9 protein-coding genes are annotated in these 12,612 nt (G+C 46.9%); 4 read left to right on the top strand and 5 right to left on the bottom strand.

Annotated elements, in window-relative coordinates:
- A partial coding sequence (locus tag F8L24_RS02120; protein ID WP_294951265.1) for a bifunctional 3,4-dihydroxy-2-butanone 4-phosphate synthase/GTP cyclohydrolase II occupies positions 1-930 on the top strand: 930 nt, incomplete at its 5' end.
- Positions 931-957: 27 nt separating this feature from the next.
- Here the strand turns inward: F8L24_RS02120 and F8L24_RS02115 are convergent.
- The gene (locus tag F8L24_RS02115) at positions 958-1,785 is read right to left on the bottom strand and encodes an ARMT1-like domain-containing protein (protein WP_294951263.1); all 828 of its coding nucleotides are present in this window, start codon (positions 1,783-1,785) and stop codon (positions 958-960) included.
- A gap of 180 nt (positions 1,786-1,965) precedes the next feature.
- Here F8L24_RS02115 and acs point away from each other — a divergent pair, with 180 nt between their 5' ends.
- Complete coding sequence (gene acs, locus F8L24_RS02110) at positions 1,966-3,921, top strand: acetate--CoA ligase (protein ID WP_294951261.1); 1,956 nt, start codon at positions 1,966-1,968, stop codon at positions 3,919-3,921.
- A gap of 135 nt (positions 3,922-4,056) precedes the next feature.
- On the opposite strand, the gene F8L24_RS02105 is transcribed toward acs, so the two are convergent.
- From F8L24_RS02105 to F8L24_RS02090, 4 genes are all read right to left on the bottom strand, one after another.
- Complete coding sequence (locus F8L24_RS02105; RefSeq protein WP_294951259.1) at positions 4,057-4,725, bottom strand: uracil-DNA glycosylase; 669 nt, start codon at positions 4,723-4,725, stop codon at positions 4,057-4,059.
- 41 nt (positions 4,726-4,766) lie between these two features.
- Positions 4,767-5,576, bottom strand: a complete 810-nt coding sequence (locus F8L24_RS02100; RefSeq protein ID WP_294951257.1) for a hypothetical protein — start codon at positions 5,574-5,576, stop codon at positions 4,767-4,769.
- Positions 5,576-6,931, bottom strand: a complete 1,356-nt coding sequence (locus tag F8L24_RS02095) for a hypothetical protein (protein WP_294951255.1) — start codon at positions 6,929-6,931, stop codon at positions 5,576-5,578. Before F8L24_RS02095 ends, F8L24_RS02100 begins: the two co-directional genes overlap by 1 nt.
- A 333-nt stretch (positions 6,932-7,264) precedes the next feature.
- A complete protein-coding gene (locus F8L24_RS02090) occupies positions 7,265-8,128 on the bottom strand; it encodes a hypothetical protein (protein WP_294951253.1) in 864 nt (287 codons plus the stop codon).
- 195 nt (positions 8,129-8,323) lie between these two features.
- Here F8L24_RS02090 and F8L24_RS02085 point away from each other — a divergent pair, with 195 nt between their 5' ends.
- The gene (locus tag F8L24_RS02085; RefSeq protein WP_294951251.1) at positions 8,324-9,727 is read left to right on the top strand and encodes an MBL fold metallo-hydrolase; all 1,404 of its coding nucleotides are present in this window, start codon (positions 8,324-8,326) and stop codon (positions 9,725-9,727) included.
- A 69-nt stretch (positions 9,728-9,796) separates the two neighbouring features.
- The gene (locus F8L24_RS02080) at positions 9,797-12,610 is read left to right on the top strand and encodes a plasma-membrane proton-efflux P-type ATPase (RefSeq protein WP_294951249.1); all 2,814 of its coding nucleotides are present in this window, start codon (positions 9,797-9,799) and stop codon (positions 12,608-12,610) included.
- The last annotated feature ends 2 nt before the right edge of the window (positions 12,611-12,612 follow it).

Below are 12,612 nucleotides of genomic sequence, written 5' to 3'. Positions count from 1 at the left end.
CTTGTTTATGCCGCTACTTTTTCTACACCCGAACTTGTCAACTTTATGGCAAAAGAGGCGAGGGGGCTCATTTGTACGCCTATTACCAAAGAGACCGCTGCCAAGCTGGACCTGATGCCGATGGTGGACAACAATGTCTCGAACCACGAAACAGCATTTACCGTTTCCATTGATTCTGCCAATGCAGAGACAGGTATCTCTGCGGCTGAGAGAGATGACTGCATCTCCAAACTTGCGAACCCCCTGACCGTAGCGGACGATTTCGTACGTCCGGGACATATCTTCCCGCTTATCGCCAAGGACGGCGGTGTGCTGGTACGGACAGGACATACGGAAGGCTCAGTCGACCTGTGTAAACTGGCAGGCCTGGCACCCGCTGCGGTGATCTGCGAGATCATTAATGATGACGGAAAGATGGCGCGTAAAGATGACCTTGAAGTCTTTTCGGAAAAATACAAGATGCCTATCGTTTATATTTCCGACATTGTGGAGTACCGTCTGGCAAACGAGAAACTGGTCAGGCGCATTTCCGCCGAAGAGAGCGAACTTAAGGGTATGAAAGTGGAGAAGCTGACTTACCGTGACCACCTTGAGCGCTGTCATACAGTCATTCAGTTCTACCGGCTGCATGAAACCGCCAATGTAAAGTTTCACAATATAGGAACGGACATCGACCTGATACTCGATGACAAACGTTTCAATGCACTGAACAACGCCATAGAATACCTCAAACAGAACGGGGGCGTACTGATATTTCTCGACAGCAAAGTCATTTCGCAGGAGCAGGCAAAGGAGTTTGGTGTAGGTGCGCAGATACTCAAAGACCTCGGTATCAAAAATATCAACCTCATTACGACAAGCAAAGATACGGAGTTTGTAGGGCTCGGCGGGTTTGGGCTTGATGTGACGGAAAAGGTGGAAGTAGTCTGAAAGACTGCCCGGACAGCCGGCTGTTTCTCAATGTCTGCTAAAGATCAACTCTCCCACTTCCTGACCGATCGCCTGTGAGACGACATTGCACTTGACAATAAACAGATAGTAGACTGTACGGTCAGTCTCATCGTACAGGCTTTCAAAATTTCCCATGCCTTTGGCCAGTACGATATCTGCTTTGTCAAACAGGGTTTTGGATGAAGCATTGGCATATTGCAGATCGTATCCCGGAGTCGGTACCCCGGTATCAGTGACGGTTGCGCAGGAGCGGAGTATTTCTGCTTCCTTGCATGTGACATCATTGATGATAGGGGCACCCCTGACAAAATAATATACTTCGATGTCGTAGTGTTTTTTGATGGTCTCGATGAGGAGTTTGTCAAAAATGTGTTCTCCTGTATTGTCCCCGATGTACACCAGTGTTTTTGCCGTTGCGAGTTCTTTTTCAAACATTCCGAAATCATCGATACCAAAATGGCGATGGAAATGTGTCTGTATGGTTGCATCGAGGTTAAGCTGTTTTTGTGCACCAAAGTCAATGACATTGCCGATAACAGCGAACTTCACCGCATCGTGCAGTGTCTGGACAAAAGCCGTGTCGACCTCCAGTGCCATTTCGGTAGCAAGCGCTTTGGCTTTGGCTACCGGGTCCTCTACCCCTGTCAGTTCAGCGATCTTGCTGTAAGTTTCTTTCGCGATCTGAGGGGGTGTATGCGACAGATCATGCTGCACCAGGATCTCGGCAGTACTGTCCAAAAGTTTTTTTGCCGTCAGGTCATCAACTTCAAGAAGTTTGCATACTTTAAGTGTCTGGTTCATAATGCAGGTAATGCAGTCCGGTTTAATATTCAATGTTCAAGCCTGTTGATGGATTTTCGCTATTATAGCATTGGAAGATTATATTGTAGGTTCCCTATAGTGTAACAATTAAGATAATTTTACTCCTAATTAGAAAAAAATGCCCAAAAGCTTTTTAAATCCTGATGCTTTATGTTATTATCCCATTAAATGATAAAAACAAAAGGATGATATATGAGTGAAATATACACCCCTCATAAAGAACTGTTTACCGATCCGTTGATCAAAGATATGGATGCATACCAAAATCTCGTCAAAGCATTTGAAAAAGACTATGAAGGTACCTGGGGCAGATTTGCACAGGAGAAGATAGACTGGTCCAAACCGTTCGAGACCGTATTGAACGAAGAGGATGCCCCCTTCTACAAATGGTTCGAGGGCGGTGAACTGAATGTGGCCTACCAGTGCGTGGGAAGACACCTCAAGACCAAGAAGAACAAAGCGGCGATCATCTTTGAAGGCGACAACGGCGACCAGAGAACACTGACGTATCGTGAACTCTACTATGAGGTCAACAGAACGGCCAACCTCTTCAGAAACAAATTCAACATCAAAAAAGGCGACAGGGTCGTGCTTTATATGCCGATGATACCGGAAGCGGCGATCTCTATGCTTGCCTGTGCCAAACTTGGAGCGGTCCACTCGGTCGTGTTCGGCGGTTTTTCCGCTGAAGCACTCAGAGACAGGATCATCGATGCGGAAGCAAAACTGGTGGTGACGGCGGATGGTGCTTTCAGAAAAGGAAAACCGTATATGCTCAAGCCGGTTGTGGATGAAGCGCTTAAAGAAGGCTGTGCCTGTGTTGAAGCCGTCTGTATTGTCGAGCGTAACGGTGAAGAGATACACTGGGAAGCGGGACGTGACTATGCCTACAACGAACTGATAGAAAATGAGTCTGTCCAGTGCGAAGCGGAGATCGTGGATTCCGAGCATCCGCTTTTCCTGCTCTACACGTCAGGCAGTACGGGAAAACCAAAAGGGGTTCAGCATTCAAGCGCCGGATATATTCTCTGGGCGCAGATGACCATGGAGTGGGTCTTTGACATCAAAGACAACGATACTTTCTGGTGTACGGCCGATGTGGGCTGGATCACAGGGCATACCTACATTGTGTACGGGCCGCTCGCTGCGGGTGCTACAACCGTGATGTTCGAGGGGGTACCGACTTTCCCGGATGCAGGCCGATGCTGGAAGATGGTCGAAGAATATCAGATCAACCAGTTCTATACTGCGCCCACTGCCATCAGGCTTCTGCATAAAATGGGTGCGGACGAGCCGGCAAAATACGACCTCTCTTCTCTGCGTATCCTCGGAACCGTGGGTGAGCCGATCGACCCTGCGGCATGGAAATGGTACTATGAAGCGGTAGGAAACGCAAGATGTTCAATTGTCGATACCTACTGGCAGACAGAAACAGGCGGACATATGATCTCGCCGCTGCCGGCAGCGACCCCCATCAAGCCCGGATGTGCGACATTCCCTCTGCCGGGTATCGTTGCGGAGATCATGGAAGAGGACGGTACGCCGACACCGGTAGGCGAAAAAGGTTTTATGTGCATTACCAAACCGTGGCCGAGTATGATCAGAACGATCTGGAACGACCCTGAAAGATTTGTGAAGTCTTACTTCGGTGACTGCAAAAAGGACGGTAAAGCGGTTTACTTTACCGGTGACGGTGCAATGATGGATGAAGACGGCTACATTACCATCACGGGAAGAACCGATGATGTCATTAACGTTTCGGGCCACAGAATGGGTACGGCAGAAGTTGAAGCAGCCATCAAGAAGCATGACAATGTTGCAGCGGTGGCTGTTGTAGGCAAGCCGCACGAAATTAAAGGTGAGGGTATTTTTGCCTACGTGGTCCTTAAAGATGATGAAGGCGTGGCTGATGAGCTTGAAACGATGAAAGAGATCAACGGTATGATCAAATCAGAGATCGGCGCCATTGCGCTGTGCGATGCCATGGCATTTGTACCGGACCTTCCCAAAACAAGATCGGGAAAGATCATGAGAAGGATCCTCAGAAGCCTCGTCAAAGGCGAAGCCATTACCCAGGATACTTCCACGCTTGAAGATCCGAGTATCGTGGAAACGATTGAAACTATCCTCAAAAAAGAGTGTGAGTAATACGGCACTTCTGTCTCTGTCATTCCCGAGAGATCGGGATTTGATACTCATCGTCACTGCTTGATACCTTGGATCAGGAAATACAGAGAGAAGAAAAGAAGCTGTTTTACGGTTTTGATCCGAGTGACTTGAAGGTCACCACTGCTTCATCAACTCTTTCACCTTCAAAAGGTCTTCAAATACTTCTTTTTTCGCGCTGGGGTTTCTAAGCAGGTAGCTTGGGTGGTAGGTGGGGATGAGTGTGGCTTTTTTGTAGGTATGTACCGTACCTCTGACTTTTGTGATGCCCGTATCGTCTCCGGTCAGGTAATGGTAAGCGGTTGCACCGAGTGTCAGAATGAGTTTGGGTGCGATGAGCTCTATCTGCTTGAGCAGGTAGGGCTGGCAGGTATGTGCTTCTGTCGGGGTTGGGACTCTGTTGTTGGGCGGTCGGCACTTGACGATGTTGGTAATATAGACATCTGCTCTGCTAAGACCGAGTACATTTTCAAGCATTTTGGAAAGCAGTTCCCCCGAACGTCCGACGAACGGTTTTCCGCTGCTGTCTTCCGTAGCTCCGGGCCCTTCGCCGATGATGAGGATATCGGCATGGGGACTGCCTTCTCCAAAGACAACCTTTTTCCGGCTTTTGCTCAAGTCGCAGAGGTGGCAGGTCATCGCCTGTTTCTGCAGTGATTTCAGTGTATCGGGCAGGAGAAGGTCGATTTTTTCTTCCTGATAGGGCGTTACATCGGTATATTTGTAGCCCAGCTGTTTGAGTTGGTAGAGTTGTTTTAAAAGAAGGGCATTGTGCAGATTTTTCATAGAGGCATTATACCTCTATGGCACTTAAGAGGGCCTCTTAATTATTTGATGTCCTCAAGCAGCATCGGTGTTCCGATGGCTTGCAGGTTTGCATTGCTTGCCCTGAAGTAAGCTTCCCAGAAAGCGGTCAGGGCTTTCAGTGTTTTTGAATCTCTGTAGCTTTTCTTTCCGACCATTCCTGCACCGATGACGTAAACCTCTGCACCGCCGAAATCGGCTGTATATCCGCTCTTTTTCAGTTTGGCCATCTCTTTTTTGGTATCGATACGCTTGAGCGAACCTTTGGCATAGAAGGAAGTGATGGATGAATGTTCCATCATGTCCGAAACCAAAAGCACCACTTTTTCTTTGGCTTTGGCATTTTGGATGAGATGCTCCGCAATATCGTCGAGTGATTTGAGAATATCCGAATGCGGCAGTTTTTTGTTTGCGCCCTTGAGCGTTGCGACCAGTGCCCTGGTCGCTTTCTTTTTGGCGTATTTGTACTGACCGTTCATGCATGCCTGATATTTTCTCAGTTTCTTTTTGGCGATCTCGTGTTTCGCGCTTTGGGGAAGCAGGTTTTCCAGTGCGCCCGAATAGGATACATCCGTATATTTCCCATTTGAATTGGAAGAGAATGAAGCGATGGTCACCGCATCGCCGTTCCGGATGAATTTCATCATATTCTTGTACGTGTAGATCATCAGGTTTTTGTCAAGCTGTGTGGTCTGGTCTACCAGGATGAACAGTTCTTTTTCAATACCCGGATCCGGATTTTCGATATGCAGTGCTTTATAGCAGCTTGGTACGTCGTTGCGTGCGGCAAGCAGAGCGGTGAATGTCAAAAGTGTCAGCAGCAGTCGTTTCATTATTTGTCCTCAAATGTCAGATATTGTCTGAATGTTCTTTCTTTGTTGTTGCGCAGCAAAGCTGTGGTTTCAGCATCCGTTCCGGAATTGTCATTGATGATATTCATTTTGTGCTGCAGTTTCTGGAGCTGCTGCTGTGCCACCCGTGCAATATGTGTTCTTGCTCTTTCATAGTAGGAAAGGAAGGCTTTTTTGGTGGCAAAACCGCGGAGACATTCATAGGCTGCTTTGGACTCGCGGCCTGCAAAGTCCCAGTGCATCCCGAAAAAGATGCCCAGAATCTGAATAAAGACAAAGATAAGACCTAAAATCACAAATGTGGCATCTCCGCCTTTCTGGTTTGTTTCATCTTCTACCGCAGCGGTATTTTTGCCTGAAGCCTTGGCTGTACCTGCGTCTTTCCCGCCAAAAAGAGAAGAGAGATCTTCTTTCGCATCATTGGCAGCTTCGTCTCCGAAGAGCGCACCGACATCTTCATCCGCAGCGGCATTTCGGGTATCGCCGAAAGGAGAAGCATCATCGTTGAAAATATTCATCGCGCTTTCATGTGCACTTGCTATTTCCTGGGTAAGCACCTGGTGCCTGATGTATGTCGCGCCTATGGCAACGGCAAAAATAAATATCAGCGTCAGAATGGTCTTTGTGTAGGTAGTTTTTACCTTGTCGTTGACATCAAGACGGTTGAGCATTCTGATGTAGTTTGGAGATGCGCTGTCATCGAAGGTATTGTCTATGGTAATGAGCTGTTCATCCGGTTTGAGATCGCGCCAGTTCGAACCGCCGGCATTATCGTTCTTGTACCAGCGGCGTATTTTTTTGATCAGTGTATTTTTGTGCAGTTCCTGACCCGTCATGTGTGTGAGCCACACGAGAAGAATGGCCAGCATGGCGGCAACTCCGATGGCACCTTTCTGCTGGGTGGCTTCACTTGCCCCCGGAATGGTAAATCCGGCCAGCACATAGGCAAACCCGAATGCTTCGACGATGACGAGTACAAAGATCATGATCCAAATGAAAGTAGGGGTAGGTTTTCTTCCCAGTTCGCCTGCGGCATGCAGGTATTCTTTGGCTTCATCATACGATTCGCCGTTTTTGTCCACTTTTTCGTAGAAATTGTAGTAGTCGCGGCAGAGTGCTTCTTCCGAGTAGAACCACTTGTGCTTTTCATCAAAGCCTTCTATATCTTTGGAAAGTGTTGACAGTTTCCCGATGAGCGGAAAATTGTACGTAAAGTTAAGCCACCAGAACTTTACTTCCTGCCAGTGTGTAATGATGAACGCCAGTACGATCATCCCAAAAACAAGCAGTAAAGTCTCTATCTGATGCATCATAATAAATGCCCCTATTTTATCCATTTCTCTCTCCTTACCTTTATTGAGGATAATTATAGCTAAAAATAATTTGCTGTAGTCAACTTGGCATTTAGAAGATTTTTTTTTCTTCCGGATGCTATGGTCATTTTCTGGAAATTGATCTATAATGCGGCAATTTTCAAAGGAGTGGCCCGCATGTATAACCGAGAACCTTACAATAAAGAAGAAGATATATGCGCTTGAGCCAGCCGCTGCAGCAATTGCATTGTACACTTGAAATTTTTTATGATGAATACCGCAGCGGGAAAATAAGTGAAGCAGAGTATCTGCGTGCTGCCAGAAAAATAGACAAAGAGATAGATAGGCTTGAACTTGCTATTTTCCAGGAGACTCCCTGTTTGAAAGTATCATTTTGACAACATTCTCCTGGGCAAGCAAACGAGAAAGTGTTTCTCTGTAAGTGTGCATTTTTGTACCCGGTTTGATCTCTGCCGAACTGTAGTGGGTCAGGTGCATGTTCTCTATGAGTTTCTTTCCGTCTTCCATCATGGTGGCTGCGCCGACTTCCGCTATGCGGTTCTGATGGGCGATAAGGTAGGCAAAATAACGGACAAAAAGCAGGGCAGCCGCTTTTTCGTTCAGGGCGAAAAAGGAAGTGACGTAACTGTTTCCCTCTTCATTATAGGCGGCAAAATCATTTGCATCGAGTGTGCGTTCCTCTTTCTCAAAATCCATCAGTGCCTGAAAAACATTCTGTTTCAGCCGAAGGCTGAAAAGCAGTCCGAAGAACTGTTCTTTGTATTCACAGACATAAAACGCACTGCCTGGATGCAGCGCCCATTTTTTGAATGTTTCCCGGCTTAAACCGGTTGAATTCTGGTTAAAATCCCTGTCGAGATCAATATTGATATCGATGACGTCGTCCATGATCTTTGAATGCCGGAGCTGATGCACCGTGATCTCACTGCTTTGCATCATGGCAGAAGGAAAATTCAGTATGAGATGCCTGCTTTTGCCTACCATGTGTTCCATACCGCTTGCTGAAATCATTTTTTCCGCTTCGGCGATGCTGCAGTGCTCAAGACAGGGCAGGGCATTACCGGTCAGTTTTTGAAAATAGCGGATCACCCCGGCCTGTCTGGCAATTTTCGGTTTGCTGATGCCACGTTCCCATTTGCTGAGTGTCGTAGTGTCCAGTCCGGCAAAGTTCCCAAAGTCGAAATCATAAAGATCCTTCACCATTTTTTCCTGGGTGATCTGACATTTTTCTCTGCAGTTTCTGATGTAGTCACTAAAATACAAGGGGTACGCCCTGATGTTGGATTATAAATATAGTATAACAAACTTCTCGTTAGAAGGCAAATTTTGCATGCCCTGCTTACCTTTAGTTTAAAGAAAAATGCTATACTGATAAAAAACTTAAAGGATACAATGATGGCAACGGTAATTTCTTACGGGGCGGCAGAAGTCGTCACCGGGTCATGTCACCTTCTGGAACTTGACAGCGGTGAACGCATTCTGGTTGACTGCGGTATGTTTCAGGGACGTGAAGAGAAACGCAATTATGAGGATTTCGGGTTTGATCCCAAAAGTGTTGACTATCTGCTGGTAACACATGCGCACCTTGACCATGTGGGCCGGATCCCCAAACTGGTTAAAGAGGGGTACAGCGGTACGATCTATGCGACGGATGCGACATTTGGTCTTGCCGAAGTCATTATGCTCGACAGTGCGAAGATCATGAAAGAAGATTATCTGACCCACTATAAAAAAGCGCAGCGTCGGGGACGGGAAAAAGATGTGCCCCTGCCTCTCTACGAAGAAAAAGATGTCATGCATGCTCTTGAGCTTCCGCGTGTCCTTCCTGTATATGACGAATCGTTTGAACTCTGCAAAGATGTTATCGTCACCTATAGAAATGCAGGACACATCCTTGGGTCTGCCTTTATAGAGATAGAGTACAAAGAAGGTAACGAAGCAAGAAAGATCGTTTTCTCCGGTGATATCGGTAATGACAACGACATGGTCATCCCCAATCTTGTGCCATGCGAAAAGGCAGATTACCTGTATGTGGAATCTACTTACGGAGACCGTAACCACCAGGGGGCCCTGCAAAGTATGGAAGAGTTCAAAAAAGTGATCAACGATACCCTTAAGGACTGGGGAAATGTTATTATCCCTTCATTCGCTATTGAGCGTACGCAGGAGATCCTCTGCATACTTAAAGAAATGCATGACAAAGGCGAACTGCCCGAATGCCAGATATTTCTCGACAGCCCTATGGCAAGCAGAGCAACTGCAATTTACAAACAGTATGCCGAAGAACTTCTCAGTAAAGAATGCCAGCATATCAAGAAGCGTGACGGAACCGTTTTTGATTTTGAAGATTTGAAATATACCCTGACTGTCGATGAATCGAAAGCGATCAATGATGTCGACCGCCGTGCCATTATTATTGCAGGCAGCGGAATGTGCAGCGGCGGCAGGATTCTGCATCATTTGAAAAACCGTCTCTGGAACAGAAAAAATGCCGTTATTTTTGTGGGCTACCAGGCGGTAGGAACCCTGGGAAGACGCATTGTCGACGGTGCCAAATGGGCAAAGATCTATCATGAGGACATTCGTGTGCAGGCAAGTATCTATACCATTAACGGTTTTTCCGCCCATGCGGACCAGAACGGTATCATCAAGTGGGTAAAAGGCATAGAGGACCTTCATCGTATCTTTTTGATACACGGAGAAGAGGACAAGCAGGAAGTTCTCCGAGAAGTTATGGGTGAAAAACTGCATGAAAAAGCCCATATCGTGGAGCCGGAAGAAGTTATTTACCTCTCATGAGAGTCCCTTATTAACTTTTCTTTATTATAATTATTAGTGAAAAACCTGTCAAAATAAAAAGGAAAAAAGATGCCGACAAGTGAAGAAGAAAATGATGCAAAATCTGTACCGCAGCAGGATAGTGCCGTAAAGCCTGAGGCTAAGGACGGACTTACAGATACAAAAGGGGCAGAAAACCCCGAAAAAAATGAAGTGAAAGCTGTACCTGCACAGGACAGTACTGTAAAACCGGAAGATAAGAGCGGATTTACAGGTGCAGAGACAGTGGAACAACCCGAAAAAAATGAAACAAAAGCTGTACCTGCACAGGAGAGTGCCGTAAAATCGGAAGACAAGACCGGACTGACAAGTGCAGAGGCAGCAGAACGCCTCAAAAAATACGGTCCCAATGCTATTGAAGAGAAGGAAGAAACGTGGCTTCACCGACTTTTTAGGCGTTTCTGGGGACCGATCCCCTGGATGATCGAAATTGCAGCTGTTCTCTCGGCAATGGTGAAACACTGGGAAGATTTTACGATCATCACTATTTTGCTGCTTTTCAATGCGGCGGTTGACTTCTATCAGGAATCAAAAGCACTGAGTGCCCTGAAAGTACTGAAGAACAAACTGGCACGAAAAGCAATGGTATTGCGTGACGGAAGCTGGCAGCAGGTTGATGCCAAAGAGATCGTCCCGGGAGATGTCGTCAAGATCAAGATCGGAGACATTGTTCCAGCCGATGTCAAGCTTCTTGAAGGCGGGGACTTTCTTCAGGTTGACCAGTCCGCCCTGACGGGAGAGTCGCTGCCTGTGACCAAAAAAGCGGAAGATACTGTGTATGCCAATGCCATTATTAAAAAAGGTGAAAGCACTGGAGAAGTGGTGGAAACGGGTGAAAACACGTACTTTGGGAAAACAGTCAAACTCGTAGCCAAAGCACAGAGTGAAGAACGCAGCCACTTTCAGGAAATGGTCATCAAAGTCGGGAATTTTCTGATAGCCGTAACACTGGTCATGGTATCGATCATTATCTATTTCGGTATCAGCCGCGGTCAAAATATTCTTGATTTGCTTGAATATGCGCTTATTCTGACCGTAGCGGCGATCCCGGTAGCACTGCCGGCAGTACTGACCGTGACCATGGCAGCCGGTGCAAAACTCCTGGCAAAGATGCAGGCCATTGTCAGCCGTCTTTCAGCCATTGAAGAGCTTGCGGGAATGGATGTACTCTGTTCGGACAAGACGGGAACATTGACACAAAACAAAATGACGATCAACGAACCCTACACAGTGGGAGACGTTACTGCTGACAATATTGTGTTTTACGCGGCACTCGCTTCCAAGGAAGAAGATCATGACCCTATAGAGACACCAATCTATAATTATCTTAAAGACCACAAGCTTTATGATAATCTTCAGCCATACAAACTGGAGAAATTCACACCGTTCGACCCAGTCAGCAAACGTACCGAAAGTGTAGTTATCAACAATGACAAAACGATTCAGGTGACCAAAGGTGCACCGCAGGTGATCATCGAAATGTGTGATGAGAAGGCATTTGACAAGAAAGAGGCCTATGCCAAAGTTGAGGCCTTTGCCGAAAAAGGCTTCCGTACACTGGGTGTCGCCTGGAAAGAAGTAACAGAAGAAGTATGGCACTTTATGGGGCTGGTACCGCTCTATGATCCGCCGAGAGAAGACTCCAAAACGGTCATTGCAGATGTAAAGGATCATGGCGTTTCTGTCAAAATGGTTACGGGTGACAATGTGGCTGTGGCCCAATACATTGCAGGTATTCTTGATATCGGTTCTGATATACGCGATATCAAGGCACTTAAAGGCGAAAGTACGGAAGAGTATGTTTTCCTGGCAGAAGTACTGGCAGAAGCATTGTATAAAAAACTCGAACCCGAAAAGGTTTCCGATGCATCAGTGAAAAAGTTCGGCGAAGACATCAGCAAAGAGGTACAAAAACTGCTTATGGACCGTCCGCTTCCAAAAGGCAGTATTAAAGAGCACGAATCAGAGATTGTTCAGTCAATCGAACAGGCGAACGGTTTTGCACAGGTTTTCCCTGAAGACAAATATTTTATTGTCGACAAACTGCAAAAGGCTGACCGTATCGTCGGGATGACCGGAGACGGCGTTAACGATGCACCTGCATTGAAAAAAGCCGATTGTGGTATTGCTGTCAGCGGGGCGACCGATGCTGCCCGTGCCTCGGCAGACCTCGTTCTGCTCGCACCGGGACTGAATGTCATCAACAATGCCATCAAGATTGCACGGATCACGTTTGAGCGGATGCAGAGTTATACTATCTACCGTATCGCCGAAACGATCCGTGTCATCCTGCTCTTTACGCTGACGATCACTGTTTTCAATTTTTATCCTATTACGACGATCGAAATTATTTTGCTTGCTTTGTTCAACGACCTGCCGATCCTTGCGATCGCCTACGACAATACCAAACTGCGTAAATATCCTGTACGCTGGGATATGAAAGAAGTACTGGTGCTCTCAACCTGGCTCGGTGTTGCCGGGCTGCTGTCATCGTTCCTTTTGTTCTGGCTGGTCTATTATGTGTGGCAGGTGAACGCGGAACTGACACAAACGATCTTTTTTGCCAAACTGATTATTGCCGGACACGGAACACTGTACAATACCCGTCGTGATGACTGGTTCTTCAAGCGTCCGTGGCCAAACCCCATACTCTGGAATGCTTCGCTCTGGTCGGCGGTAGTTGCGGTAGTGATCGCTGTGTACGGTTTCGGCCTGATCTACCCTATGGGTTGGGGCTGGGCGATCTTTCTTGTGGCTTACCTGTTCGCATGGTTCCTCTTTAATGATGTGGTTAAAATGATCGTACTTGGTTACTACCGCAAACGCGGCAAACTGGATATATAGGG

Origin of the sequence: Sulfurovum sp. (assembly GCF_015493435.1) — a bacterium.
In the GTDB taxonomy this organism is placed as follows: domain Bacteria; phylum Campylobacterota; class Campylobacteria; order Campylobacterales; family Sulfurovaceae; genus Sulfurovum.
Note: the sequence above shows the minus strand (reverse complement) of the source record. Positions and strands in the feature narration are given on the sequence as shown.

Bases quoted from the DNA above. Each gene is read 5' to 3' on its own strand.
- F8L24_RS02080 (WP_294951249.1), top strand. From the start codon at position 9,797: ATGCCGACAAGTGAAGAAGAAAATGATGCAAAATCTGTACCGCAGCAG.
- F8L24_RS02100 (WP_294951257.1), bottom strand. From the start codon at position 5,576: ATGAAACGACTGCTGCTGACACTTTTGACATTCACCGCTCTGCTTGCC.
- F8L24_RS02085 (WP_294951251.1), top strand. From the start codon at position 8,324: ATGGCAACGGTAATTTCTTACGGGGCGGCAGAAGTCGTCACCGGGTCA.
- F8L24_RS02105 (WP_294951259.1), bottom strand. From the start codon at position 4,725: ATGAAAAATCTGCACAATGCCCTTCTTTTAAAACAACTCTACCAACTC.
- acs (WP_294951261.1), top strand. From the start codon at position 1,966: ATGAGTGAAATATACACCCCTCATAAAGAACTGTTTACCGATCCGTTG.
- F8L24_RS02095 (WP_294951255.1), bottom strand. From the start codon at position 6,931: ATGGATAAAATAGGGGCATTTATTATGATGCATCAGATAGAGACTTTA.